General features: G+C 69.3%; 23 protein-coding genes, 1 pseudogene and 1 riboswitch. Of the genes and pseudogenes, 8 read left to right on the top strand and 16 right to left on the bottom strand.

What is annotated here, in order from left to right; all coding sequences use genetic code 11:
• Positions 1-21: 21 nt before the first annotated feature.
• Positions 22-1,041, bottom strand: a complete 1,020-nt coding sequence (locus SSP29_RS15085; RefSeq protein WP_174855970.1) for a C40 family peptidase — start codon at positions 1,039-1,041, stop codon at positions 22-24.
• 446 nt (positions 1,042-1,487) lie between these two features.
• Here SSP29_RS15085 and SSP29_RS15090 point away from each other — a divergent pair.
• A pseudogene (locus SSP29_RS15090) lies at positions 1,488-2,040 on the top strand (hypothetical protein); the annotation flags it as partial.
• Between the two features lie 281 nt (positions 2,041-2,321).
• Here the strand turns inward: SSP29_RS15090 and SSP29_RS15095 are convergent.
• From SSP29_RS15095 to SSP29_RS15105, 3 genes are all read right to left on the bottom strand, one after another.
• Positions 2,322-3,356 carry a C40 family peptidase gene (locus SSP29_RS15095; RefSeq protein ID WP_089101144.1) on the bottom strand — a complete coding sequence of 345 codons (1,035 nt, stop codon included), beginning with the start codon at positions 3,354-3,356 and terminating at the stop codon, positions 2,322-2,324.
• A 210-nt stretch (positions 3,357-3,566) separates the two neighbouring features.
• On the bottom strand, positions 3,567-4,910 hold the full coding sequence (locus SSP29_RS15100; protein ID WP_089101145.1) for an NYN domain-containing protein: 1,344 nt from the start codon (positions 4,908-4,910) through the stop codon (positions 3,567-3,569).
• Positions 4,911-4,950: 40 nt separating this feature from the next.
• The gene (locus SSP29_RS15105; RefSeq protein ID WP_009309707.1) at positions 4,951-5,190 is read right to left on the bottom strand and encodes a hypothetical protein; all 240 of its coding nucleotides are present in this window, start codon (positions 5,188-5,190) and stop codon (positions 4,951-4,953) included.
• 153 nt (positions 5,191-5,343) lie between these two features.
• Between SSP29_RS15105 and SSP29_RS15110 the strand changes: the two genes are divergently transcribed.
• Both SSP29_RS15110 and SSP29_RS15115 read left to right on the top strand, forming a co-directional pair.
• On the top strand, positions 5,344-6,138 hold the full coding sequence (locus SSP29_RS15110) for a rhomboid family intramembrane serine protease (protein ID WP_089101623.1): 795 nt from the start codon (positions 5,344-5,346) through the stop codon (positions 6,136-6,138).
• Positions 6,135-6,416 carry an Lrp/AsnC family transcriptional regulator gene (locus SSP29_RS15115; protein WP_089101146.1) on the top strand — a complete coding sequence of 94 codons (282 nt, stop codon included), beginning with the start codon at positions 6,135-6,137 and terminating at the stop codon, positions 6,414-6,416. Before SSP29_RS15110 ends, SSP29_RS15115 begins: the two co-directional genes overlap by 4 nt.
• 150 nt (positions 6,417-6,566) lie before the next feature.
• On the opposite strand, the gene SSP29_RS15120 is transcribed toward SSP29_RS15115, so the two are convergent.
• The 6 genes from SSP29_RS15120 to ctaE form a co-directional block, all read right to left on the bottom strand.
• On the bottom strand, positions 6,567-7,928 hold the full coding sequence (locus tag SSP29_RS15120) for an aminotransferase class V-fold PLP-dependent enzyme (RefSeq protein ID WP_089101147.1): 1,362 nt from the start codon (positions 7,926-7,928) through the stop codon (positions 6,567-6,569).
• 170 nt (positions 7,929-8,098) lie between these two features.
• Positions 8,099-8,215, bottom strand: a riboswitch (SAM riboswitch).
• Positions 8,216-8,354: 139 nt separating this feature from the next.
• On the bottom strand, positions 8,355-9,419 hold the full coding sequence (gene trpD / locus SSP29_RS15125) for an anthranilate phosphoribosyltransferase (protein WP_089101148.1): 1,065 nt from the start codon (positions 9,417-9,419) through the stop codon (positions 8,355-8,357).
• Between the two features lie 132 nt (positions 9,420-9,551).
• Entirely contained in the window at positions 9,552-11,189 is a 1,638-nt protein-coding gene (qcrB, locus tag SSP29_RS15130; protein ID WP_089101149.1) for a cytochrome bc1 complex cytochrome b subunit, read from the bottom strand.
• Positions 11,186-12,250: a cytochrome bc1 complex Rieske iron-sulfur subunit gene (gene qcrA / locus SSP29_RS15135; protein ID WP_089101150.1), complete on the bottom strand. Its 1,065-nt coding sequence runs from the start codon at positions 12,248-12,250 to the stop codon at positions 11,186-11,188. Before qcrA ends, qcrB begins: the two co-directional genes overlap by 4 nt.
• Positions 12,247-13,059: a cytochrome bc1 complex diheme cytochrome c subunit gene (gene qcrC / locus SSP29_RS15140; RefSeq protein ID WP_089101151.1), complete on the bottom strand. Its 813-nt coding sequence runs from the start codon at positions 13,057-13,059 to the stop codon at positions 12,247-12,249. Before qcrC ends, qcrA begins: the two co-directional genes overlap by 4 nt.
• A 77-nt stretch (positions 13,060-13,136) precedes the next feature.
• Entirely contained in the window at positions 13,137-13,757 is a 621-nt protein-coding gene (gene ctaE, locus SSP29_RS15145) for an aa3-type cytochrome oxidase subunit III (protein WP_089101152.1), read from the bottom strand.
• A 178-nt stretch (positions 13,758-13,935) separates the two neighbouring features.
• Here ctaE and SSP29_RS15150 point away from each other — a divergent pair, with 178 nt between their 5' ends.
• Positions 13,936-14,337, top strand: coding sequence for a response regulator (locus SSP29_RS15150; protein ID WP_089101153.1), 402 nt, complete (start codon positions 13,936-13,938; stop codon positions 14,335-14,337).
• A 125-nt stretch (positions 14,338-14,462) separates the two neighbouring features.
• Here the strand turns inward: SSP29_RS15150 and SSP29_RS15155 are convergent, their stop codons facing one another.
• The 4 genes from SSP29_RS15155 to ctaC form a co-directional block, all read right to left on the bottom strand.
• Positions 14,463-15,725: a L,D-transpeptidase gene (locus SSP29_RS15155; protein WP_089101154.1), complete on the bottom strand. Its 1,263-nt coding sequence runs from the start codon at positions 15,723-15,725 to the stop codon at positions 14,463-14,465.
• Positions 15,726-15,877: 152 nt separating this feature from the next.
• Positions 15,878-16,276, bottom strand: coding sequence for a cytochrome c oxidase subunit 4 (locus SSP29_RS15160; RefSeq protein ID WP_089101155.1), 399 nt, complete (start codon positions 16,274-16,276; stop codon positions 15,878-15,880).
• Complete coding sequence (ctaD, locus tag SSP29_RS15165) at positions 16,273-18,006, bottom strand: aa3-type cytochrome oxidase subunit I (RefSeq protein WP_089101156.1); 1,734 nt, start codon at positions 18,004-18,006, stop codon at positions 16,273-16,275. Before ctaD ends, SSP29_RS15160 begins: the two co-directional genes overlap by 4 nt.
• Complete coding sequence (gene ctaC, locus SSP29_RS15170; RefSeq protein WP_089101157.1) at positions 18,003-18,965, bottom strand: aa3-type cytochrome oxidase subunit II; 963 nt, start codon at positions 18,963-18,965, stop codon at positions 18,003-18,005. Before ctaC ends, ctaD begins: the two co-directional genes overlap by 4 nt.
• A 324-nt stretch (positions 18,966-19,289) precedes the next feature.
• On the opposite strand from ctaC, the gene SSP29_RS15175 reads away from it, so the two are divergent.
• A complete protein-coding gene (locus SSP29_RS15175; protein ID WP_089101158.1) occupies positions 19,290-20,666 on the top strand; it encodes a cysteine desulfurase/sulfurtransferase TusA family protein in 1,377 nt (458 codons plus the stop codon).
• Positions 20,667-20,753: 87 nt separating this feature from the next.
• Here SSP29_RS15175 and SSP29_RS15180 read toward each other — a convergent pair whose 3' ends face one another.
• Entirely contained in the window at positions 20,754-21,728 is a 975-nt protein-coding gene (locus SSP29_RS15180; protein WP_089101159.1) for a carbohydrate kinase family protein, read from the bottom strand.
• 133 nt (positions 21,729-21,861) lie between these two features.
• Between SSP29_RS15180 and SSP29_RS15185 the strand changes: the two genes are divergently transcribed.
• Complete coding sequence (locus tag SSP29_RS15185; RefSeq protein ID WP_089101160.1) at positions 21,862-22,071, top strand: hypothetical protein; 210 nt, start codon at positions 21,862-21,864, stop codon at positions 22,069-22,071.
• Positions 22,072-22,175: 104 nt separating this feature from the next.
• Positions 22,176-24,071, top strand: a complete 1,896-nt coding sequence (locus SSP29_RS15190; RefSeq protein WP_150134210.1) for a hypothetical protein — start codon at positions 22,176-22,178, stop codon at positions 24,069-24,071.
• Between the two features lie 89 nt (positions 24,072-24,160).
• Here SSP29_RS15190 and SSP29_RS15195 read toward each other — a convergent pair whose 3' ends face one another.
• Positions 24,161-24,517 (bottom strand): iron-sulfur cluster assembly accessory protein, encoded by a 357-nt coding sequence (locus tag SSP29_RS15195; RefSeq protein WP_030951236.1) that lies wholly within the window; start codon positions 24,515-24,517, stop codon positions 24,161-24,163.
• A 324-nt stretch (positions 24,518-24,841) separates the two neighbouring features.
• On the opposite strand from SSP29_RS15195, the gene nadA reads away from it, so the two are divergent.
• A complete protein-coding gene (nadA, locus tag SSP29_RS15200) occupies positions 24,842-26,038 on the top strand; it encodes a quinolinate synthase NadA (protein WP_089101625.1) in 1,197 nt (398 codons plus the stop codon).
• Positions 26,039-26,042: the final 4 nt, after the last annotated feature.

Below are 26,042 nucleotides of genomic sequence, written 5' to 3' on the forward strand. Positions count from 1 at the left end.
GTAAGGGCAGGAGCCCGGAAGTCAGGGCCGGGTGACGGAGGAGACGGGCATCATTCCGACCGGGTCGTAGCGGACCGGGGCGCCCGGGTAGGGGGCGTGGATGACCTGGCCGTTGCCGACGTACATGGCCACATGGCTGGCGTCGGAGCGGTAGACGACCAGGTCACCGGGTTGCGCCTGGGAGAGCGGGACCTGGCGGCCGGCGTAGCGCTGCTCCTGCGAGGTGCGCGGGAGGTGGATCCCGGCGTGGGCGTACGACCACTGCATCAGGCCCGAGCAGTCGAAGCCGGAGGGGCCGCTGGCGCCCCAGACGTACGGCTTGCCGAGGGCGGAGCGGGCGGCGGCGATCGCGGCGGCGGCGCGTCCGTCGGAGACGGCGATGTCGGAGAGGGCGGGCAGGTCGGCCCGGCCGTCGCCGCGGGAGGCGTGCTCGAAGGCGGCGCGATCGGCGGCGGGCATCGCGTTGAGGAGTTGCCGGGCCCTGGCGAGCTTGTTCTCCACGACGGCCTTGTGGGAGGCGACCGCCCTGCGGCTGTGCTCCAGTTCGGCGAGCTTCCCGGCGGCCTCGGTGCGCTCCTGGGCGAGTTCGCGCATCGCCGTCCGGAGCTGCCTGAGCTGTCCGGCCCGGCGGACGTCGATACGGTCGATCAGGGAGGCCCGGTCGAGGTAGTCCTGGGGGTCGTCGGAGAACAGCAGGGCCACGGTGGGGTCGATGCCGCCGGAGCGGTACTGGGCGCCGGCGAGCGAACCGAGCGCCTCCCGCATGGTGTTGATGCGCTGCTGCTGGCGGGCGACGCGGTCCTGGGAGTCGTGCACCTCGCGGCGCAGCGCACCGGCCCGCTCGTCGGCCTTGTCGTAGGCCTGGGTCGCCTCCTCGGCCTGCTGGTACAGCCGGTCCACCTCGGCGCGGCTGTCGGCGTGCGGCGCGGCGCTCGCCGGTACGGCACCGAGCGCGGCGGCCGCGGCCGACAGCACGCAGAGAGCGGCACCGGCGCCCCGGTTGAAACCGGACGACGGTGCGAGACGGCGATGAGACCCCACGGCGGTCCTTCTGCTGGCGGACATGTACCGCTTCCCCCGGCGCGGGGACGGGGGTGCCCCGGCGCCGGAGGAAACGCGCCCGACAGTAGCCGCGCGATCGCACCCCGGCCAAAGACCTCGGCGGCCACGCAAGCGTGACGCCCCGCCGCTGACGCAGGTCACCGGCGGGGCGTGGAGTCAGTTCCGGTTGCCGCGATTCGCCCGTTCGGGCGCCACGGCAAGTTGATCTTCGGCCGTACGGGTGTCGCGGTAGCCGGATGGGGTGGCAGCTGCTGCCGGTTGACCTTGCATGAGCATGTTCTGGCTTGCAGAGGTGAGAGCCCCGGCCGCCGGGTGCACGGACTTCCGGGAGAAACAGATGTCCTTCTGTCGAATGCGTGACCCCTTTCGATGGTGATCGTTGGATGCGATGGAAGGATCTTCGGGCTGCGAGTGGGGGTGACACAGTGAGCGGGCTGCGGGATGTGGCGGCGTCGTTCGTCGTGCCCGGTCCGACGGGGGTCGCGATCCGCGACCGGCTGAAGGCCCTCACCAGCGAAGACGAGAAGCTGCTGCGCCTGGTCGGTGACCATCTGGGCGCACTTGCGTCCCGAGATCTGAAGGCACGGTGTTCAGCCCGGCCGGAGCACGACAGCGTGCAGTGGGCGCAGCGCAAGCGGTTCCTGACCGGGGATTCCTCCTCCCGCTGGGCCGGGAGTATCACGAAGGCCACCCATGATCAGTGGGCGCTCGCCCGGCGCGGCCGTCTGGCGCACATCCACAGCCTTCAGGCGGGCGTGCGCACGATCGCGCACCGGCTGTCCCTGCCCGTGGGTGAGCAGGGTTCCAGGCACGCGCCCGGCGGCTACCGCAGCAGGCAGGAATGGTTCGCCAAATCCCGCCGTCTGAACGTCCTGGAAGACCGGCTTCAGGCGGCACGGGCCGACTGGCAGGCCGGCATTGTGCACGTGGTGCGCGGAGGCAATCGACTGCTGACCACCCGCCACGACGCAGCAGCCGTGGCGATCGGAAGGCGCGCCCTGGGACACCCGAGCCGGCGACGGACGGCACCGCCCCGTGACAACCAGAGTGATCGATACGGGCATCGGACCGTCCAGGCCAGACCGGACACCCCGGGGTGTGAGGGACACCGCCCCCGCATCCCCGGACCACGGACACGATCCGTGCCGCCCGGACGCGGAGCGAACGCGGTCGACCAGAACGCCCACCACCGTTCGGGGCGTTCGGCTGAGCATGAATCCTGGCAACAGGACTCACTCCCGCTCAGTCCTTAGGAACGGTCAGATGCGGACGCCGAACTCGAAGGTCATGTCGCTGATCGACTCGTAGCGGACGACGGCACCGGTGTGCGGGGCGTGCAGTACCTGGCCGTTGCCGGCGTACAGGCCGACGTGGTGGTAGTCGCCGTAGAAGATGACCAGGTCGCCGACCTTGAGGTCGCTCTCGCTGTAGATGCGGGTGCCGGCGTTGGCCTGTGCCTCAGAGGTGCGCGGGATGGTGACGCCGGCCTGGGCGTAGGCCCAGGAGGTCAGGCCCGAGCAGTCGAAGGAAGACGGGCCGGAGGCGCCGTAGACGTACGGCGAGCCGATCACGGACTGGGCGGCGGCGAAGGCGCTGGCGGCCCGGCTGGAGGCGGAGCCCGTGTTGCCGAGGTCCACGCGCGAGGAGGCGCGGCTGGCGGCCTGGGCCTGCTCGGCGTCGAGCGCGGCCTTCTCCTTGGCCGTCAGGGTGTTGAGCAGCTTCTGCGCGTCGGCGAGCTTGCCCTGGACGGCCGACTTCTGCTTGGCCAGCTCGGTGCGGGTGGCGGAGAGGTCCTTGAGCTTGTCGGAGGCCTCTGCCCGCTCCTGGGCGAGTTCGCGCTGTTTGTCCTGAATCTTCTTCAGGGCCTCGACCTGCTGGCTGCTCAACTGGTCGAGCGTGGACGCCTTGTCGAGGTAGTCGTCCGGGTTGGACGAGAGGAAGAGCTGGACCGACGGGTCGATGCCGCCGGAGCGGTACTGCGCGGTGGCCAGCGAACCGAGGCTGTCCCGCAGCTTGTTGAGCTCCTCCTGACCACGGGCCACGTTGTCCTGGATCGTGGATATTTCCTTCTGGAGCTTCTGCTGCTTGTCCTTGGCCCCGTCGAGCTTCTCGGTGGCCTGCTCGGCCTCCTCGTAGAGCTTGTCGACCTTCGCCTTGACCTCGTCCTTGCTCAGCTTCTCGCTGGGCGCCGCGTTGGCGGCATTGGCACTGAGGACTACGGCGGCGGCCGCCGCGGTGGTGAGCACGGTGACGCGCGCACGGCTCGGCTGCTTGGGTCGACGATGGGACGCCACGGAGACGGGCTCCTTCGTTTGAGTGATCACCCGTGTGGAGGTTCGAGCCCAGACCCTAGTGACCTACCTGTGATCAGTTCAAACCCAGCAGCGAAAAAAGTGGTCACGCAACGCACTCTTTGCACATAACTCACGAGCAGTAATGCGCGATTGACGCTACGTTGCGTGACGGTTCGGTCAATTCGGGCATTGCATATGCGGGTTGCACGTTCAGGACAGTCGCTTCAGAAGCATCGCAGAAGCCACCGGACGGGCACCCGCCTTCGCGACCCCGTCGGCGACCTCGCGGTCGGTCGAGGCGACGATCACCGGGCGGCCCGGCGGCTCGGCGCGCACCAGCTGGCGGATCAACTCGTCCGCCGTGACCCCGGGCTTGGAGAACAGCACCCGGACCCCGCGCGGCGGGGCGAGCAGCACCGGCGCGGCCAGCTCGGCGCCGTCGAAGACACAGGTGACCTCGGCGCCGGTCTGGGCGGCGAGCTGGGAGAGCTGGCCGAGCAGCCGCAGCCGCTGCTTCTCCAGCGGCATCTGCGGATAGCCGGTCTTGGTCACGTTGTAGCCGTCGACGACCAGGTGCGCCTGGGGAAGGGCGAGCAGCTGGTTGAGGATGGCCGGGTCGTTCTCGGACAGTGCGCGCGCCGCGATGTCCTTCGGGGTCATTCGTCCCGGTTCGACGGCATCCACGGTCTCGGCGGGCCGCATCGACACCGGCGGCAGGGCCAGCTCCCGGCGCAGCCCCTGGGCCGCGTCGAGGACGGTGTCGAGCAGCAGCCGCAGCCGCATGTCCTCGACGCTGCGTCCCTCGCGGGCGGCCCGGCGGCTGGCCTCCAGGGCCGCCTCGACCTCGCCGAGCCGGGCCTTGAGCCGCCGGCTCTCGCTCTCGGCGGCGGACACCTGGGCCTGCCCCTCGGTCCGCCCCGCCTCCATCTCGCCCTGCAGCTTGCGCAGGGCGGCCTCACCGCGCTTGACGTCGCTCAGCGCGGCCCGCAGCTTGCGATGAAGCGATTCCGCTTCCTTCTTGGCCGCGTCCAGATCGGCGCGCAGCCGCTCCGTCTCGGACCGGGTCTGCTCCCGCGCCCGGTCCAGCTCCTCGCGCAGCCGCTCCAGTTCGGCCCGGCTCTCCTCGTCGGCCCGCTCGGCGTCGGCCCGCTGGGCCTCCTCGCCGGCCGCCGCCACCAGCTTCACCCAGCCCGTGGGGCGCAGTACATAGGCCGCGGCCGCCACATCGAGCGGGTCCGCGGCCGGGGGCGGGGAGCCGGAGTCCAGGGCGCCGGCCAGTTCCGGCTGGGCCTCTCTCAGCTTCTCCCCGATCCGCTGCCGGAAGAGGGTGTCCGTCTCCAGCGCGGCCGCCATCGCGTTCCCGGCGAACTTGGCCCGGCGATTCGGGGCGAACCGGGCGTACTGCCGCAGCTGTGCGGGCAGTTCGGCCAGGGTCAGCCCGCCGAAGCCGTCCGACACGATCTGTACGACCCGCCGTCGCACACCGTCGGGCAACGGACGGTCAAGCACCTCGGCGGTGCCGTCGCCCGGCCCCCCGCCTGTGGTCTCCACCATCCGTCACACCCCATCACCTGTACGGGGCCGGCTCCCGGTATCAGGAGTCGGCACCCGGCCTGTCCACCAGTTCCACCTGGTCCACCGCGTTGCACCAGCGGCAGCGCACCGACTCGATGGTCTCACTGACCACCTCGCGCTCCTCGACCTTCGGCTCACCGGCCAGGTCGAGGTGCACGTACTCGACCACCTTCGACGAGCGGGTCACGTCGAAGCGCGTGAGGTTGCCGCAGAGGGTGCAGCGCCACCGCGTCGTGGCCGTCGGCAGGGGAACCGTCATCGTGGCTTGTTCGCTTCCTTCTAGTGTCCGTGACGCGCCGTCCCGACGCGTGTGGCTCGTAACCCTACGGCCTGGCGGGTACTCGATGCCGCCCCATCTGCGGCGGCGAGGCGATCTGCACCACTGCATCCCGTTACGCCATGCTCTATGTCCATGATCGGCAACTGGAACACGACGGCCGCCCGGACCCTGCGGAGCCTGAGGGGCACGTCCGCGCCCATGACGTACACCCTGATCGCCGTGTGCTGCCTGATCTTCGTGCTCGGCCCCGCCTCGGGCCTCACCCCGTCCTACGGCACCGGGGAGGCCCTGGCGGCCGCGCAGCGGGCGTATTTCCGGCACTGGGGGGTGGTTCCCGCCGACCTGTTCGACGGTCCGGCGCGGGAGGCGCTCACCCCGGCCACGGCGCTGTTCGTGCACGGCAGCTGGGTGCACCTGCTCGGCAACATGCTCTTCCTCTTCGTCTTCGGGGCGATGACCGAGGAACGGATGGGCCGCGTGGAGTTCACGCTCTTCTACATCGGCTGCGGCTACCTCGCACTGCTCGGCTACGCGGCCGCCAACGCCACGTCCCAGCAGTCGCTGGTGGGGGCGTCCGGGGCGATCTCGGCGGTCCTCGGCGCGTTCCTGTACCTGTTCCCCAGCGCCCGCGTGACCAGTCTCCTGCCCTTCCTCTTCTTCCTCCCGCTCCGCTTCCCGGCCTGGGTGGTCCTCCCCTTCTGGGCGGCCCTGCAGTGGCTGGCCCTGAACCAGGCCTCCTCCGGCCCCGGCGTGGCCTACCTCGCCCACCTGGTCGGCTTCGGACTCGGCTTCGGCTACGCGTGGGTGCGATACGGAAAGAAGAAAGGCGCGAAGCGCGGCCCTGGAAGGGCGGTGGTGGGCGACGGGCGGGCGACTAAAGTGAGGTCCGCCCCAGCTCCGGCACCCGAGGGAGAGAACCAGCCGTGATCACCGCGATCGTCCTCATCAAGACCAGCGTGGACCGGATCCCCGAGATCGCGGAACGGATCGCCGCGCTGGACAGCGTCAGCGAGGTCTTCTCCGTCACCGGTACGTACGACCTGATCGCCATGGTCCGGGTGAAGCAGCACGAGGACCTGGCCGAGGTCATCCCCGGCTCCATCAGCAAGATCCCGGGCGTCGAGGCCACGGACACGCACGTCGCGTTCCGCACGTACTCCCAGCACGACCTGGAGGCGGCGTTCGCGATCGGCCTGGACAGCTAGAAGGGGCGCTCACCGGAGTGCCCCGTAAGGGGCGCGGGGAACTGCGCGACCAGCCACGACGGACCCGCAGTGAACCACGGCGCTTCGTGCCCGGCTGCGGGCCGGTGAGGGCCGAGCGCGCGGTTCCCCGCGCCCCTTACGGGGCGCTGATCACACCGCCGGGACGCAGCGGCCTTCTTCCGTGCGGTACGTCCACTTGGCGCCGTGGGCAACCAGTTCCTTCACGGCGTTCGCGAAGCGCTCGACGTGCTCGTCCGGCGTCCCCGCGCCGAAGCTCACGCGGATGGCGTTGAGCGACTTCTCGCCCGGTGCCGCCTCCGGCGCCCCGCACTCGCCCTGGGTCTGCGGGTCGGAGCCCAGCAGCGTCCTGACCAGCGGGTGGGCGCAGAAGAGGCCGTCGCGGACGCCGATGCCGTACTCCGCGGAGAGGGCGGCGGCGAAGTGGGAGCTGTTCCAGCCGTCCACCACGAAGCTGATCACTCCGACGCGCGGGGCGTCGTCGCCGAAGAGGGAGAGGACCCGGACCTCGGGGACCTCGGCCAGCCCCGCCCGCACCTTGTCGATCAGGTGCTGCTCGCGGGCGACCAGCGTGTCGAAGCCGGCCTCGGTGAGCGCCTTGCAGGCGGATGCGATGGAGTAGGCGCCGATGACGTTCGGGGAGCCCGCCTCGTGCCGCGCCGCGCTCTCGTGCCACTCCACGGCCACTCCCCCGTCCTCGCGCCGGGTGACCTTGCGGCTGGCGCCGCCGCCCGCGAGGTAGGGGTCGGCCGCCTGGAGCCAGTCGGCGCGGCCGGCCAGGACGCCGGAGCCGAAGGGGGCGTACAGCTTGTGGCCGGAGAAGGCGACCCAGTCGACGTCCAGGTCCCGGACGGACACGGGGTGGTGCGGGGCCAGCTGGGCGGCGTCCAGGACGATCCGGGCGCCGTGCGCGTGCGCGGCGGCCGCCAGCTCGCGGACCGGCCACAGCTCGCCGGTGACGTTGGAGGCGCCGGTGACGCAGACCAGGGCCGGGCCGCGGGGGTCGCGGTCGGCGAGGGCGCGTTCCAGGGTCTCGACGGCCTGCCGCGGGGTCCGGGGCGCGTTGAGGTAGGTGACCCGGGCGTCCTTCCAGGGGAGCAGGCTCGCGTGGTGCTCGGTCTCGAAGACGAAGACCTGGCAGTCGGCGGGGACGGCGGCGGCGAGCAGGTTGAGGGAGTCGGTGGTGGAGCGGGTGAAGATCAGCTGGTCGTCGGGGCGGCAGTCGAGGAACTCGGCGACGGTCCGGCGGGCGTTCTCGAAGAGGTCCGTGGAGAGCTGGGAGAGGTAGCCGGCGCCGCGGTGGACGCTGCCGTAGTAGGGCGCGTACGCCGCCACGTCGTCCCAGACCCGCTGCAGGGCGGGGGCGCTGGCCGCGTAGTCGAGGGCGGCGTAGGTGACCTCGCCGCCGGTGACCAGCGGGACGGTGACATCACTGCCCAGAACGGACAGAGGGGCACAAACGGACTGGGCGGAGGCAACGGTGGAGACGGACATGACGGAACTCCCGTGAGAGGCAAGCCGGAATCACCGTGCGAGCGCGCGGACGACCGCGGCTCCAGCACGGAGAAAAGGAAAGGGGGATGCGGAGGCGGGGCTCTGCAGCCCTATCGCATTCGCTTGCTCACAGAAGACTCCTCGACGACCAGGACCCCTGGTGTACGAGGGGTCCGCGCTTGCCGTAGACCTCGCTGCCTACGGCCTGGTCTTCACCCGGGGCACCCCGCCACGGACGGAGGGTTGCCGGACAGTCGGCCGGGGCCTCATGACTGTCACTCATGACCTGGCAAGAAACGTAGATGAAGTGATCGCGGACGCGCAACTCCTGTCCGGATGACGGGACAGCGGGGTTCCCCTCTTTCCCGCCGCGACGGCGAACAGCCACGACGGCGGAGCCCGGCGGTGCCGGACTCCGCGCCGCCCCTACCTGTTCGTCGCCGCCGCCCAGCGCTCCAGCGTCCGCTTGGCGGCACCCGAGTCGATCGACTCCGCCGCCTTGGCCATGCCCGTCCGGAGCTGTTCGGCCAGCGTCCCCGTGCCGGGGTCCAGGGCCACCAGGGCCGCCGCCGAGTTCAGCAGCACCGCGTCCCGTACCGGCCCCTGCTCGCCGTACAGCAGCCTGCGGGCGACCTCCGCGTTGTACGACGGGTCGCCGCCCCGCAGCGCCTCCACGGGGACCAGGTCGATGCCGGCGTCACGGGGGTCGAAGGTCTCCTCCGTGACCTTGCCGTCGCGGACGATCCAGACGTGGGACGTGGCGGTCGTCGTCAGCTCGTCGAGGCCGTCGTCGCCGCGGAAGACCAGCGAGGAGTTGCCGCGCTCCGCGAAGACGCCCGCGACCACGGGGGCCATGCGCGGGTCCGCGACGCCGACCGCCTGGGCCCGGACCTTCGCGGGGTTGGTCAGCGGGCCGAGGATGTTGAAGACCGTGCGGATGCCCAACTGGCCGCGTGCGGCGCCCGCGTGACGCAGCGCCGGATGGAACTTGACGGCGAAGCAGAAGGTGATGCCGGCCTCCTCGGCGACCTCGGCGACCCGCTGCGGGGTCAGGTCGAGGTTGACGCCCAGCTTCTCCAGGACGTCCGAGGCACCGGACGCGGAGGAGGCCGCGCGGTTGCCGTGCTTGACGACCTTCGCCCCGGTGCCGGCCACCACCAGCGCCGACATCGTGGAGATGTTCACCGTCTTCGCGCCGTCACCGCCGGTGCCGACGATGTCGACGGTGCGGCCCGGCACCTCGATGACGTTGGCGTGCGCGTACATCGTGCGGACGAGCCCGTTGATCTCCTCGACCGTCTCGCCCTTGGCGCGCAGGGCGACGACGAAGCCCGCGATCTGGGCGTCGGTCGCCTGGCCGCGCATGATCTGGTCCATCGCCCAGGCCGTCGCCTCGGCGCTCTGGTCCTGGCCGTACAGCAAAGCGTTCAGTACCTCGGGCCAGGAACGGCCCGCCGCGGTGTCGCCTCCAGCGGGGGTCACAGCGCTCATAAGGCCGCTCCTGATCGTCGTACGCGAAATGAAGGTCTCACGGCCTACCCTATCCAGCTCCGGGCACCGCGAAGGGCCCCCGTCCGGTGTGCGGACGGGGGCCCTTCGGCTGTGGCGTGGCGACGCGGTGGATCAGTGGTGGCCGTGGCCGCTCGTGATCTCCTTGTACTCCTCGACGGTCGGCTTCGGGATCTGGTTGTCCTCGCCGTAGTAGGCGTTGCTCAGCTTGGCGCGGAGCTTCTCGGACCCCTTGATCTTGCGTTCGACACCGTTCTCGTCGACCGCCGGGCCGACCTGGGCCGGCTCGTACTGGTGGTGCGCCGTGAGGGTGTGCAGCTGCTCCTGCGAGAGCGGCTCGTGGACCTCGATGAACTCACCGTGCGGCAGCCGCTTGATGATGCCGGTCTCGCGACCGTGCAGCACCTTCTCGCGGTCCCGGCGCTGCAGGCCGAGGCAGATCCGCTTGGTGACGATGAACGCGATCACCGGTCCGGCGAAGAAGAAGATCCGGACGAACCAGGTCACGTCGTTGATCGACAGGTGGAAGTGGGTGGCGATGAGGTCGTTGCCACCGCCGATCAGGCCCACCATGTAGACGGTCACCCAGGCGACACCGAACCCGGTACGGGTCGGGGCGTTGCGCGGGCGGTCCAGGATATGGTGCTCGCTCTTGTCGCCGGTGACCCAGGACTCGATGAACGGGTAGACCGCGATCGCGCTCAGCACGAGCCCGAACAGGACCAGCGGGATGAAGACGCCCAGGACCAGGGTGTGGCCCCAGAAGTTGATCTCCCAGCCGGGCATGTAACGGATCAGACCCTCGGCGAAGCCCATGTACCAGTCGGGCTGGGCGCCGGTGGACACCTGGTCCGGGCGGTAGGGGCCCATGGCCCAGATCGGGTTGATCTGGGTGGTCGCCGCGATGGCCGCGATGACACCGAAGACCAGGAAGAAGAAGCCTCCGGCCTTGGCCATGTAGACCGGCAGCAGCGGCATGCCGACGACGTTCTTCTCGGACTTTCCGGGACCCGCGAACTGCGTGTGCTTGTGGTAGAAGACCAGGATCAGGTGGCCCACCACCAGGCCGAGCATGATGCCCGGCAGCAGCAGGATGTGGATCGAGTAGAACCGGGCGACGAAGTCGTGGCCGGGGAACTGCCCGCCGAAGAGGAAGAACGAGATGTACGTGCCGACGATCGGCATGGACAGGATCGCGCCCTCGGTGAAGCGGACACCGGTGCCGGAGAGCAGGTCGTCCGGGAGCGAGTAACCGGTGAAGCCGGTGAACATGCCCAGGACGAACAGCAGGAAGCCGAACAGCCAGTTGATCTCACGCGGCTTGCGGAACGCGCCGGTGAAGAACACGCGCATCATGTGCACGAACATGCCGGCGAGGAAGATCAGCGCGGCCCAGTGGTGGATCTGCCGGATGAGCAGACCACCGCGCACGTCGAAGGAGATGTGCAGGGTCGAGTTGAACGCCTCGGACATCATCTGTCCCTGGAGCGGGACGTAGCTGCCGTGGTACACCACCTCGTTCATCGACGGGTGGAAGAACAGCGTCAGATACACACCCGTGAGGATGATGATGATGAAGCTGTACAGGCACACTTCGCCCAACATGAACGACCAGTGGTCGGGGAAGATCTTGCGCATGTTGGACTTGGCGAGGGAGTAGATCCCGAGCCGTCCGTCGGCCCAGTCGGCGACGCGCTCGCCGGCCGGCGCCGTCCCGCGTTCGCGGGACTCGGTGTTCTCTGTAGTGCTCATCCGCGCTCCCAGAAGGCAGGCCCGACGGGCTCCTCGAAGTCGCCGAGCGCCTGGAGGTAGCCCTCCTCGCTCACGCCGATGCGCAGCTGCGGCAGGGCGTGACCGGCCGGGCCGAAGATCACTCGGGCGCCGTCGGAGAGGTCGAAGGTGGACTGGTGGCACGGGCAGAGCACATGGTGGGTCTGCTGCTCGTACAGCGAGATCGGGCAGCCCACGTGGGTGCAGATCTTCGAGTAGGCGACGATCCCCTCGTGCGACCACTCCAGCTCGCGCTTGTCCTTGATGTTGTCCGGCTGCAGCCGGATGATCATCAGGGCCGCCTTCGCCATGACGTTCTGGAAGTCCTCCTGGGACTCCTCGACGCCCTCGGGCTTGGCGAAGGTCAGCGAGCCGACGGCGACGTCGGAGGGACGCAGCGGCTCGTTGGTGTTCATGTTGACGAGCAGCTTGCCCTTCGACCACGCCGTGTGGCGCAGCGAGGTGCCGGGCAGCGGGCCGAGGTCGCGCAGCAGCACGACGCCGGAGAGCGGGACCAGGGTCAGCGCGCCGAACATGGTGGTGCGGATCAGCTTGCGCCGGCCGATCGCCGACTCCTTGGCACCCTGCTTGAAGTCGGCCAGGACCTTGGCCTTGACCTCCGGCGGGGCCGAGATGGCGTGCCGCTCGTCGGCGACCTCCACGTCGGACATCAGGGTGCGGGCCCAGTGGACCGCGCCCGCGCCGATGCAGAACAGCGCCGCACCGAGGGTCAGGCCCAGAGCGAAGTTCAGCGCGCTGATGTGACCGATCGGGAAGACGAAGATCGACTTGTCTTTGGGGATCGTCACATAGGAGGCGATGAAGCCGACCGTGGCCAGCATCGACACCGTGAACAGCATGGCCACGACGCGCTCGGACCGCTTGGCGGCCCGCTCGTCGATGTCCTGGATCCGGTGCTCGTGGGGCGGCAGACCGGGATCCGTGAACGGGTCCTTCTCGTCCGCCACGGTCACGGCGGTGTGCGCGTGCGTGTGGTCCTGCTCAGCGGGCAGGTTCTCTTCTGGAATGTCTTGGCTACTCATGACTTCTTGGCCTTTGCGGTCCGAGCGGCGACCCAGACGGCGACCGCGATCAGTGCACCGAGACCGAAGATCCACGCGAACAGGCCCTCGCTGACCGGCCCGATGCCGCCCAGATCGAGACCGCCGGGGTTCTCCGTGTTGCTGCTGTTGACCGCGTTCAGGTACGCGATGATGTCCTTCTTGTTCTTCTCCGTCAGCGTGGTGTCGGGGAAGGACGGCATGTTCTGCGGGCCCGTCTGCATGGCCTCGTAGATGTGCTTCGGGTCGACACCCTCAAGGCTCGGCGCGAACTTGCCCTTGGTCAGCGCACCGCCCGAGCCCACGAAGTTGTGGCACTGCGCGCAGTTGGTGCGGAAGAGCTCGCCGCCCTTGGCGATGTCGGCACCGTCCGGGCCGTACTGCTCCGAGGTGGGGACCTCGGGACCGGCACCCAGCGAGGCGATGTACGCCGCGAGCTGGTCGATCTGGGCCTGGGTGTAGATGTTCTTCTTCTTGACGACCTGCGGGCCCTGCGAGGTGGCGGCCGGCATACGGCCGGTGCCGACCTGGAAGTCGACGGCCGCGGCGCCCACGCCCACCAGGCTGGGGCCGTCGGACGAACCCTGACCGCCGGTGCCGTGGCAGCTGGCGCAGCCGACCGAGTAGAGCTTCTTGCCCTCCTCGATGGTCAGGGACTGAGATGTTTCATCGGCCTGCGCCTTGCCCGCGGGTGCGAACGCGGCGTACAGCCCCCCTGTGCATGCCAGCGCGAGGAGTAGGACGACGACCGCCGCCAACGGATGGCGTCGTCGTGCGGAGAGCTTTTTCACGGATTACCCCGGTGTCAGGATCTTCTGCGTCGATGCTTCTGGAAAGTGCGCTTCTACGGCGCGTGGTGCCGGCCCGGCTACTTGATCAGGTAGATCGTGGCGAAGAGGCCGATCCAGACGACGTCGACGAAGTGCCAGTAGTAGGACACGACGATGGCCGCGGTCGCCTGCTCGTGCGTGAACCTCTTCGCCGCGTAGGTGCGCCCCAGGACGAACAGGAAGGCGATGAGGCCGCCCGTCACGTGCATGCCGTGGAAACCGGTGGTCAGGTAGAACACCGAACCGTACGGGTCGGAGGACAGGGAGATCCCGTCCGTCCTGACCAGGTTCGTGTACTCGTAGATCTGACCGCCGATGAAGATCGCACCCATGATGAAGGTGAGGATGAACCAGCCCCGGAGCTTCTTCACGTCCCCGCGCTCGGCGGCGAACACGCCGAGCTGGCAGGTGAGGGAGGAGAGCACCAGGATCGTGGTGTTGGTCGCCGAGAAGGGGATGTCGAGATGACTCGCCATCTCCTTCCAGTGAGCCTCGCCGGTCACCGATCGCAGGGTGAAGTACATCGCGAAGAGGGCCGCGAAGAACATCAGCTCGGAACTCAGCCAGATGATGGTTCCGACGCTGGTGAGGTTCGGCCTGTTGACCGACGGGTGCGCGTGCCCGGTTTCTACTGTCGTTGCTGTCGCCACGACCGACATTATGTCGGTCGCTTATCTCGCGCTCACTCCGGGGGGTGCCGTTCGGAGTGTCCGCCCCCTGTGTAGTGCCCGGATGGCCCATCGAAGCGGTGTTCCAACAGGTGTTGACGAGGTGTTCAGGGGAGTAGCATCCGGCGCATCGGTCCTGTCCGTACGACGCTGACGTCTCGGAGGAACAATGCAGCCGACCGCCACGGTGCTGGTCTACAGCGACGACTCCAACACCCGGGAGCAGGTACGGCTGGCCGCCGGCCGGCGGCCGGCTCCCGATGTGCCGTTCGTGGAGTTCGTGGAGTGCGCGACGCCCGAGGCGGTCATCGCCGAGCTGGACAAGGGCGGGATCGATGTGTGCGTCCTGGACGGCGAGGCGGTGCCGCTGGGGGGCATGGGGGTGTGCCGGCAGATCAAGGACGAGGTGTTCAACTGCCCGCCGGTGCTGGTGCTGATCGGGCGGCCGCAGGATGCGTGGCTCGCCACGTGGAGCCGGGCGGACGCGGCTGTGACGCTGCCTGTGGAGCCGGTGGAGTTCGCGGGGGCGCTGGCGTCCTTGCTGCGGCAGAAGAGGCTGCTGAGCGCCTAGTGGGGCGGGGCGCGGGCTGAGTGCGCGAGTGCGGGCCGTGTGTGGCTGGTCGCGCCGACGCGGCGGTAGCCGCATATCGAACACAGCCCCGCGCCCCTTGCGGGGCGCTTGCCGCTGGGGGCGTTTCAAAATGCGGCCGGCTGCACTCTCGCCGCGTCCTCCGGCTTCGGGGCGTCCGGGGTGCCGTTGGTGAGGGCGCTGCCCTTGCGCCAGTCCTTCCAGGCGATGTTCCAGTCGCCGAAGCCGTTGCCGAAGTTCTCCATCTCCTTGCCGTTGGAGTTGACGACCTTCACCAGGTCACCCGGGTGGATGGTGTCGAAGAACCACTCGGCGTTCGAGGTGTTCATGCCGGTGCAGCCGTGGCTGACGTTCTCGTAGCCCTGGGAGCCCACCGACCAGGGCGCGGCGTGGACGTACTCGCCCGACCAGGTCACCCGGGTGGCATAGTAGACCGGCAGGTCGTACGAGTCCGAGGTGCCCTCGGCGATGCCGACCGTGGTGCCGCGCATGCGTACGAAGTACTGCTTCTCCAGGACGACCTTGACGCCGTTGCGGGTCTCGTAGCCCGGCTTGCCGGTCGTGACGGGGATCTGGTTGATCTCCTTGTCGTTCTTGTAGACCGTCATCTGGTGGGCGGCGGCGTCCGTGACGGCGAGGAGCTTGTCGCCGATGGTGAGCTTGAGGGGCGTGGCCGGGCCGCCCCACAGGCGGTCGCTGATCCTGACGCCGTCCAGGTTGCTGTGCACCTGGACGGTGGCGTGGGCGGGCCAGTAGTCCTTGGGCCGGTAGTGGAGTTCCTTGTCGCTCACCCAGTACCAGGAGCCCTGCACGGCCGGGACGGAGTCGACCCTGAGGGCGCGCTCGACGACGGCGCGCTGGGCCTTGTCCTTGATCTCGTGGTCGATTTGGGCGGTGACCGGCTGGCCCACGCCGTACTCGCCCGCCTTCGGGCCGAAGGTGACCTTCAGCCGCTGCCGGGTGGTGGGCACGCTGGTGTCGAAGGTGAGGACCTTGCGGCCGGGCGCGCCGTCCCCGTCCTCGGTACTGATCTGGACCGTGTAGTGGGCGTTGGCGGCCAGCGGGGAGGTGCTGTGCCAGCGGTGGCCGTCGGCGTCGAGTTCGCCCGCCACGAAGCGGCCGGTGGCGTCCTGGGCCGTGACGTCCGTGATGCGGTCCTCGTCGCTCTTGGCGACGACCTCCAGGGGCTTGTCGGGGTCGGCCCGCTTCCCCGCACCGGTGGGGGTGTTGAAGGAGATCTGGTCCGCCGCGTCGTACGGCTTGTCCGCGAGGGGGTTGCCGTCCGAACCGCAGGCGGTGACGCCCACACCGAGGGCGATCACCAGCAGGGTGCAGCTGACGACGGTACGGGCGCACGGAGAGTGACTCATATTTTCACGCTATGAGATGTTTTCTGGACCGGCGCGGCAGGTAGTCCGGACGGGGGACGGACAATGCGCCGTAGGCGGGACCGGGCCGGAAACGGCGGGAGCCCGGACCCTCCTGACAGAGGGTCCGGGCTCCCGGTGCGCTCGACGCGTGCCTACTGGGTGCGGTTCTCACCGTGGTAGTACTCGAACACCCAGCCGAAGAGGCCGATCATGATGATGGGCGCCGCGAAGTACAGCAGCCACCAGCCGACGGCGACACCGAGGAAGGCCAGCGCGCCACCGACGCCGAGGGCGAGCGGCTGCCAGCTGTGCGGGCTGAAGAACCCGATCTCACCGGCGTCGTCCGCGACGTCGGCTTCCTTGTTGTCCTGAGCACCGGCGTCCACCCGCGAGGCCGTGAAGGTCAGGTAGAAGCCGATCATGAGGCACAGGCCGAAGCCCATGAAGAGCGCCGTGGTACCGGCAGCCTCCTTCGACCACACGCCATAGACACCGGCCATGGCGAGGACGAAGACGCTCAGCCACACGAACATCCAGCCCTGGATCTTCACTTGCCGGCCTCCTTGCTGCCCGCGACAGCGGCGGCGGCGTGGCCGTGCTCCAGCTGCTCCAGGGCGGCGATCTCAGGGTGGTGCAGGTCGAAGGCCGGGGATTCGCTGCGGATCCGCGGCAGGGTGACGAAGTTGTGCCGCGGGGGCGGGCAGGAGGTCGCCCACTCCAGCGAACGGCCGTAGCCCCACGGGTCGTCGACGCCGACCGGCTTGCCGTACTTGGCCGTCTTCCACACGTTGTAGAGGAACGGCAGGATCGACAGGCCGAGCAGGAAGGAGCTGATCGACGAGATCGTGTTCAGGGTGGTGAAGCCGTCGGCCGCCAGGTAGTCGGCGTAACGACGCGGCATGCCCTCGGCACCCAGCCAGTGCTGCACCAGGAACGTGCCGTGGAAGCCGATGAACAGCGTCCAGAAGGTGATCTTGCCGAGCCGCTCGTCGAGCATCTTGCCCGTCATCTTCGGCCACCAGAAGTGGAAGCCGGAGAACATCGCGAAGACGACCGTGCCGAACACCACGTAGTGGAAGTGGGCCACCACGAAGTACGAGTCGGAGACGTGGAAGTCCATCGGCGGCGAGGCCAGGATGACACCGGTCAGACCACCGAAGGTGAAGGTGATCAGGAAGCCGGTGGCCCAGAGCATCGGTGTCTCGAAGGACAGCGATCCCTTCCACATGGTGCCGATCCAGTTGAAGAACTTCACACCGGTCGGGACCGCGATCAGGAAGGTCATGAAGGAGAAGAACGGGAGGAGCACGCCGCCGGTGACGTACATGTGGTGGGCCCACACCGTCACGGACAGACCGGCGATCGAGATGGTGGCCGCGATCAGACCCATGTAGCCGAACATCGGCTTGCGGGAGAAGACCGGGATGACCTCGGAGATGATGCCGAAGAACGGCAGCGCGATGATGTACACCTCTGGATGGCCGAAGAACCAGAAGAGGTGCTGCCAGAGCAGTGCTCCGCCGTTTGCGGCGTCGAAGACATGTGCCCCGAATTTCCGATCCGCCTCCAGCGCGAACAGCGCGGCGGCGAGGACGGGGAAGGCGAGCAGGACCAGCACGGCGGTCAGTAGCACGTTCCACACGAAGATCGGCATCCGGAACATGGTCATGCCGGGCGCACGCATGCAGATGATCGTGGTGATGAAGTTGACCGCACCGAGGATGGTGCCGAAGCCGGAGAAGGCCAGACCCATGATCCACATGTCGGCGCCGATACCCGGCGAGCGGACCGCGTCCGACAGGGGCGAGTAGGCGAACCAGCCGAAGTCGGCCGCGCCCTGCGGGGTGAGGAAGCCGCCGACCGCGATGGTCGAGCCGAACAGGTAGAGCCAGTAGGCGAACATGTTCAGCCGCGGGAAGGCGACGTCCGGGGCGCCGATCTGGAGCGGCATGATCCAGTTCGTGAAGCCGGCGAACAGCGGCGTCGCGAACATCAGCAGCATGATCGTGCCGTGCATCGTGAACGCCTGGTTGAACTGCTCGTTCGACATGATCTGCAGACCGGGGCGAGCGAGCTCGGCGCGCATCAGCAGCGCCATCACACCGCCGATCAGGAAGAACGCGAACGACGTGACCAGATACAGCGTTCCGATGGTCTTGTGGTCGGTGGTGGTGAGCCACTTGACGACCACGTTGCCGGGCTGCTTGCGCCTGACCGGCAGCTCATCTGCGTAAGAGCCTTCAGCTGCCGCGGCACCCTGAGGTTCGTTGAGGATGCTCACAGGTTGTTCGTCTCCCGGTTCTTCTCGTGGCTCGTCTGCGCGATGCCGGCGGGAATGTAACCGGTCTGCCCCTTCTTGGCGAGGTCCTTGAGGTGCTGCTGGTAACGCTCGGGCGAGACGACCTTCACGTTGAACAGCATCCGGGAGTGGTCGACGCCGCAGAGCTCGGCGCACTTGCCGAGGAAGGTGCCCTCCTGGTTGGGAGTCACCTGGAACGCGTTGGTGTGGCCCGGGATGACGTCCATCTTCATCAGGAACGGCACCACCCAGAAGGAGTGGATGACGTCACGCGAGGTGAGGACGAAGCGGACGGTCTCGCCCTCAGGGAGCCAGAGCGTCGGACCGGGGTTGCCGGTCTGCGGGTTCTTCGTGCCGGGCGTACCGACGTCGTAGACACCGCCGGCGGCCGCCGGGAAGTCCTTCTTGAACCGGTCCGGAATGGCGGCCAGGTTCGCGTCGGTCTTCGCGTCGCCGGGGACACCGTCGACGGGCGTGATGTAGTTGAAGCCCCAGCTCCACTGGAAGCCGACCACGTTGACCGTGACGTCCGGCTTCTTGTCGGTGAGGCTGAGCAGCTTCGTCTCGTCGCGGGCCGTGAAGTAGAACAGCACCGAGACGATGATGAGCGGCACCACCGTGTACAGGGCCTCGATCGGCATGTTGTACCGGGTCTGGGCCGGCACCTCGATCTTGGTGCGGCTGCGCCGGTGGAAGATGGCGCTCCAGATGATCAGACCCCACACCAGCACGCCGACGGCGAGCGCGGCGGCCCAGGAGCCCTGCCACAGGGAGAGGATCCGCGGAGCCTCTTCCGTGGTCGGGGTGGGCATACCAAGGCGGGGGAAGTCCTTGTATGTGCAACCGGTAGCGGTCGCAAGGACCAGGCCCGCGGTCATTGCCTGCAGCAGCTTCCGCCGCATCGGGCGCCGCGGCGAGCGGTCGGAGCCGTTGGGACTCACGTAGCGCCTTCCCGAGAGTCTCGCCCGCGCGGTCGGCTGCGGCCTTCTCGCTGGTCGGTCGCCGCCCTGCGTCGGGCAGGGGTTTGGATGTTTATGCGGACCAAACCCTAGCCGACGCGATTCGGGGGGTCGCGGGGAGGGGGGCATACGCGTCGCCTGTCACTCGGTTGGGGTGGGATTGGGCGCCCAATAGCTCGGGTTGATGGGGGTTTCGTGCGCGTGTGCAGGTGAGTGGGGCTGGTCGCGCCCCGCGGCGGAGCCGCATATGGGCACATCCCCGCGCCCCTGGGGTGGGTGCCCCTGAGGACGTTTTAACGTTGCTGTGTGTCCTACTTTGACGCTGCGTCTGCCGCTCCCCTTCATCCTGTTGCCCGTCAGGCCTTGTTGGCCGCTCTGGACGACGGGTGGGCCGACCCCTCTCGTCTCTACCGCGAAGGGCGCAAGGCGCGCATGCTGCTGGACGCCGCGCGGGAGGCGGCTGCCGAGGCTGTCGGCTGCCGGGCGGACGAGCTGACGTTCACCCCGTCCGGTACCCGGGCCGTCCATACGGGTCTGGCAGGCGCGTTGGCCGGTCGTCGTCGGGTCGGACGTCACCTGATCGTGTCAGCCGTCGAACACTCCTCGGTCCTCCATTCGGCCGAGGTGTTCGAGGCGGAGGGCGGGCAGGTGACCCAGGTGCCGGTGGAGCGGACGGGAGCCGTGGAGGTGGCGTCGTACGCCTCCGCGCTCCGCCCCGACACCGCGCTCGCGTGTCTCCAGTCGGCCAACCACGAGGTGGGCACCGTGCAGCCGGTGGCGGCGGTGGCCGAGGCGTGCCGGGCGGCCGGGGTGCCGTTGCTGGTGGACGCGGCGCAGTCGCTGGGGTGGGGGCGGGTCGAGGGCGACTGGTCGTTGCTGACGGCGAGCGCGCACAAATGGGGCGGGCCGAGCGGGGTCGGGCTGCTGGTCGTACGCAAGGGGGTGCGGTTCGCCGCCCAAGGAGCGGTCGACGAGCGGGAGTCGGGGCGGGCACCCGGCTTCGAGAACCTGCCGGCGATCGTCGCGGCCGCCGCGTCGCTGCGGGCCGTACGGGCGGAGGCCGAGCAGGAGGCCGTACGGCTACGGGAACTGACGGCTCGGATCCGGGCGCGGGTACCGGAGTCGGTGCCGGACGTGGAGGTGGTGGGCGACGCGGAGCGGCGACTGCCCGGGATCGTCACCTTCTCCTGTCTCTATGTCGACGGAGAGACATTGCTGCACGAGCTGGACCGGGAGGGCTTCTCCGTCTCGTCCGGATCGTCCTGCACGAGCAGCACCCTGACGCCGAGCCACGTGCTCAGGGCGATGGGCGTACTGAGCGAGGGGAACGTACGGGTGTCGCTGCCGGCGGGGGCGGCCGAGAGGGATGTGGAGCGGTTCCTGGAGGTGTTGCCCAGGGTGGTGGCGGAGGTGCGGGAGAAGCTGGGGGCGCCGGTGCCGGTGGCGGCCGTGCAGGAGGACGTACTCGTCGTGGACGCCTTGGGCAAGCGGTGCCCGATCCCCGTCATCGAACTGGCGAAGGTCATCGGCACCGTGCCGGTGGGCGGCAGGGTCCGGGTCCTGTCCGACGACGAGGCCGCCCGACTCGACATCCCCGCATGGTGCGAGATGCGGGGACAGGAGTACGAGGGTGAGGAGAAGGCAGAAAAAGGAACGGCGTACTTGGTACGCCGGGTGACCTGAGCGCCCCTTTCAGGGGCGCGGGGCTGTATCAACTTGCGGCTACCGCCGCGTGTGCGCGACCAGCCCCCACGCACCCGCAGCCAGAACTCAGACCAGATAGCCCCGGACTTCCTCCGCGGCCTCGTCCCCGTACGCCTTGGTGAACCGCTCCATGAAGTGCCCCCGCCGCAGCTGGTACTCCTGCGTGCCCACGGTCTCGATGACGAGCGTCGCCAGCATGCAGCCCACCTGGGCCGCCCGCTCCAGCGAGACCCCCCACGCGAGCCCGGACAGGAACCCGGCGCGGAACGCGTCGCCGACGCCCGTCGGGTCGGCCTTGCGCTCCTCGTCGGGGCAGCCGACCTCGATGGCCTCCTCGCCGACCCGCTCGATGCGCACCCCGCGCGCGCCGAGCGTCGTGACCCGGTGGCCGACCTTCGCGAGGATCTCCTCGTCGCTCCAGCCGGTCTTCGTCTCGATGAGCCCCTTCTCGTACTCGTTCGAGAAGAGGTACGTCGCGCCCTCCAGCAGTATCCGGATCTCGTCGCCGTTCATCCGGGCGATCTGCTGGGAGAAGTCGGCGGCGAAGGGGATGGACCGGGTCCGGCACTCCTCCGTGTGGCGGAGCATGCCCTCCGGGTCGTCCGCGCCGATCAGGACCAGGTCGAGGCCGCCCACCCGGTCGGCCACCGTCTTCAGCTCGATCAGCCGGGCCTCGCTCATCGCACCCGTGTAGAAGGAGCCGATCTGGTTGTGGTCGGCGTCGGTCGTGCACACGAAGCGCGCGGTGTGCAGGGTCTCGGAGATGCGGACGGAGTCGGTGTCGACGCCGTGCCGGTCGAGCCAGGCCCGGTACTCGTCGAAGTCGAAGCCCGCCGCGCCGACCAGGATCGGTCGGGTGCCGAGCTGTCCCATGCCGAACGCGATGTTCGCGCCGACGCCGCCCCGTCGTACGTCCAGGTTGTCGACCAGGAAGGACAGCGAGACCGTGTGCAGCTGGTCCGCGACCAACTGGTCGGCGAAGCGGCCGGGGAAGGTCATGAGGTGGTCGGTGGCGATGGAGCCGGTGACTGCGATGCGCACGGCTGGGACTCTCCTGAGGGGGAGGCGTTATTGACAGTTAACGCTACCGGGTCCGTGTGGGCGCCCTGAAGGTGCCAAAACTACCCGATAGTAGATCTTTCTTCGCGGCGCCCGACGTGCTTACGGTTCCGTCATGACGAACCTCAAGGTCCACGCCCCCGCTCCGGCCGACCTCGACGGCGACCTCGCGTCGCTGCGCGGGGACTGCGCCCGGATGGCTCCGCACTGGACGGTTCCTGATCACAGCGATGCCCGTCCCGTGCCGCCGTCACTCATCCACGGGGTGACCGTGCCGAAGAAGTCCGCCAGGCTGCTGGACGCGATGTCCGACTACGGCGACTGAGTCTCGCCCGGCGCGTTTCCAGGGAACCGCGCGCTCCCCTCCCGCGTCCCATCGCCGTCCCCCGTGAAGGGGAGGCGGGATACGACACGGCAAGGAGCGATGCGGTGAAGACCGAGGGACCCGAGAACGACGACGACGCGGCCGCGGGCGGCACCGGGGAGCCCCCCGAGGCCCGGCAGGCCACGGAGTCGCCGAAGGCTGCAGCGGCCGCCGAGGCCGACGCGCAGGCCACCGCGGAGTCCGCCGAGGGCGCTGTAACAGAGGTTCCGGAGCCGGATGAGGCCCCCGCCGCGGGCGCGGCCGCCGAGCCGGGGGTGCCCGAGCCCGAGGAGGCCCCCGAACCGGACGTGGCCCCCGCCGCCGATGCCGCCCCGGAGCCCGCGGAGCCCCCCGCCGAGCCGGACGTGGCCGAGCTTTCCCAGGCCGCCGATGCCCCCGACGCTCCCCATGCTCCCGAGCCGCCCGAGACCGAGACAAAGGCCGGGACCGCGACCGGGACCGAGACAAAGGCCGGGACCGCGACCGGGACCGGGACCAAGGCCGAGGCCGGGACCGAGACCGAGGCCGATGAAGAGGCCGAGGCCGATCACCTCGTCCCCCGCCGTCGCTCCCCCGCCCTCGTCATCGCCTCCGTGGCCGCCGCCGTCCTCCTGGTCGGCGGCGGTGGTGCCTATCTCGCCGCGAGCACCGGTTCCGGCTCCGGTTCCGGCGGCGGTACGGCCGCAGGCACGTCCGGCGGTTCCACTCCCCCGCCCCTCGCCCTGGACGGCTACTCCTCCGGCGGCAACGGCATAGCCCCGGGCGAGCCCGATCCCTACGGCGTGACCTACAAGGCGAGCGGGACGCTCCCCGCCGGCCCCGGCTCGGCCACCGTGTACCAGCCCTCCGGTGAGGTTTCCAAGGACCGGGTCGCCGCGCTGGCGAAGGCGCTCGGGGTCGAGGGGACCCCGGTGGCCGAGGGCCAGGTCTGGAAGGTCGGCACCGACAACGACGGCTCCGGCGGGAGTCTCCAGGTGAACCGGGCCGCCCCGGGCATCTGGACGTACAGCCGCTACGCCCCGGGCACCGACAACTGCAAGAGGGGCCTGGTGTGCACGCAGGACCCGGTGGCGCCGGCCGGTGACCCGGTGAGCGTGGGTGACGCCGAGAAGGCGGCGGCGCCGGTGCTGAAGGCGCTCGGCCAGGACGCCGCGAAGCTCGACGCGAGCCAGGTCATGGGCGCCCAGCGGGTGGTGAACGCCGATCCGGTGGTCGGCGGACTGCCGACGTACGGCTGGACGACCGGGCTGACCGTCAGCAAGCAGGGCGAGGTGGTCGGCGGCAACGGGATGCTCGCGACGCCGGCCAAGGGCGACACGTATCCGGTGCTGAGCGCGGCGAAGACGCTGGCACTGATGAACGCGGCGCCGGGCTCCGACCACCGGATGGGCGTCGGCGGCTGCGCCAGTCCCGTACCGCTGAAGGACCGGCTGGAGAAGCCGTGCGCCGCGTCGACGCCGTCCGCGTCGTCGGCCGTGATCGAGAAGGCGGTGTTCGGGCTTGCCGCGCAGTCCGTCGCCGGCCGGCAGGCGCTGGTGCCGTCCTGGCTGTTCCAGGTGCGCGGGGCGGCGGACGCGTACACCGTCACCTATCCGGCGGTGGACCCGGAGTACCTGGCCTCCTCCGCGTCGCCGACGCCCTCGGCGAGCGCGAGCGCCTCGGCGGGGAGCACGAAGGACGTGAAGGTGGACGGGTACACGGCCGACGGCCGCGACCTGACCGTCGCCTTCACCGGCGGGGTGTGCGCCGACTACAAGGCGACGGCGGACGAGAGCTCGGAGCAGGTGGTGGTGAAGGTGACCGCCACGCCCTGGCCGGACAAGATCTGCGTCATGATCGCCAAGCAGTACCACCAGACGGTGCGTCTGGACGCGCCGCTGGACGGCCGGAAGGTGGTCGGCACGGACGGCAAGGCCGTCCCGAAGGAGAAGGCGACGACGCTGAACCCGCAGGTGGGCTGAGGGCACGGGCAGGACGCACGGCACGACGAAGGCGGCGGTCCCTCGCGGAGGGACCGCCGCCTCAGTTGTCCACCGTGCTGCCGCCCGGCTCAGCTGAAGGAGTCGCCGCAGGCGCAGGAGCCGGTCGCGTTCGGGTTGTCGATCGTGAAGCCCTGCTTCTCGATGGTGTCGACGAAGTCGATCGACGCGCCGCCCAGGTACGGAGCGCTCATGCGGTCGGTGACGACCTTGACACCGCCGAAGTCCTTGACGACGTCACCGTCGAGGGAACGCTCGTCGAAGAAGAGCTGGTAGCGCAGGCCGGAGCAGCCACCGGGCTGGACGGCGACACGCAGGGCGAGGTCGTCACGGCCTTCCTGGTCGAGCAGGGCCTTGACCTTGGCCGCGGCGGCGTCGCTCAGAATGATGCCGTCGGTGGCGGTGCTGGTCTCGTCCGATACGGACATCTACATCTCTCCCGGGTTGTACGGAGACTGCTTGCCGACGAGTGCAACCGGCGGGTCCGCTGATTCATTCCGGCCCGGCACGCGCGTTCTCGCGTTTTTTCCTACCTCTTCATGCTCGCACACGCCCGAAGTCACGCACAGCGGTCGCGGACGTCACCCACGGCGACCTGCACACGGGGCGACCACCCCGCGTCCACCCGCCGGTCACCCTCCCGTTCGGCGCCGGGATTCACGTCACATCGACGCGATGGCCATCGTCAAAGTGACATGAAGCAGTTATGATAGATAACGTCAGAACGACGAAAAGTAGAAAGGGTGCGTGTCGTGACCACCGCCCAGACCACGGAGCTCGACGTACAGCCGACTCCGCTCGCCCTGCTGCTGCTCGGCCGTGAGGCCGACCCGAAGAGCGAGCGGGGCGTCGAATGTCCCGGCGACCTGCCCTCCCCGTCCGACCCGGATCTGGTCGCGCGTGCCCGCGCGGCCAAGGAGAAGCTCGGCGACAAGGTCTTCGTGCTCGGCCACCACTACCAGCGCGACGAGGTCATCCAGTTCGCCGATGTCACGGGCGACTCCTTCAAGCTGGCCCGGGACGCGGCCGCCCGCCCGGAGGCCGAGTACATCGTGTTCTGCGGTGTGCACTTCATGGCCGAGTCCGCCGACATCCTGACCTCGGACGACCAGAAGGTGGTCCTTCCCGACCTCGCGGCCGGCTGCTCCATGGCCGACATGGCGACGGCCGAGCAGGTCGCCGAGTGCTGGGACGTGCTGACCGAGGCCGGGATAGCCGAGCAGGTGGTGCCCGTCTCGTACATGAACTCGTCCGCGGACATCAAGGCGTTCACGGGCAAGCACGGCGGCACCATCTGCACCTCGTCGAACGCGCAGCGCGCCCTGGAGTGGGCCTTCGAGCAGGGGGAGCCCTCGGCAACAAAGGTGCTCTTCCTGCCCGACCAGCACCTCGGCCGCAACACCGCCGTCCGGGACATGGGCATGTCCCTGGACGACTGCGTCCTCTACAACCCCCACAAGCCCAACGGCGGCCTCACCGCGGAGCAGTTGCGCAACGCCAAGATGATCCTGTGGCGCGGCCACTGCTCGGTCCACGGCCGCTTCTCGCTGGACTCGGTGAACGACGTCCGCGAGCGCATCCCCGGCGTGAACGTCCTCGTCCACCCCGAGTGCAAGCACGAGGTCGTGTCGGCGGCGGACTACGTCGGCTCCACGGAGTACATCATCAAGGCGCTGGAGGCCGCCCCGGCCGGCTCCAAGTGGGCCATCGGCACCGAGCTGAACCTGGTCCGCCGCCTCGCGAACCGGTTCGCCCCCGAGGGCAAGGAGATCGTCTTCCTCGACAAGACGGTCTGCTTCTGCTCCACCATGAACCGCATCGACCTCCCCCACCTGGTCTGGACCCTGGAGTCGCTGGCCGAGGGCAACCTGGTCAACCGCATCGAGGTCGACAATGAGACGGAGGCGTTCGCCAAGCTGGCCCTGGAGCGGATGCTGGCGCTGCCGTAGGCGT

The organism is Streptomyces hyaluromycini, assembly GCF_002217755.1.
GTDB lineage: Bacteria > Actinomycetota > Actinomycetes > Streptomycetales > Streptomycetaceae > Streptomyces > Streptomyces hyaluromycini.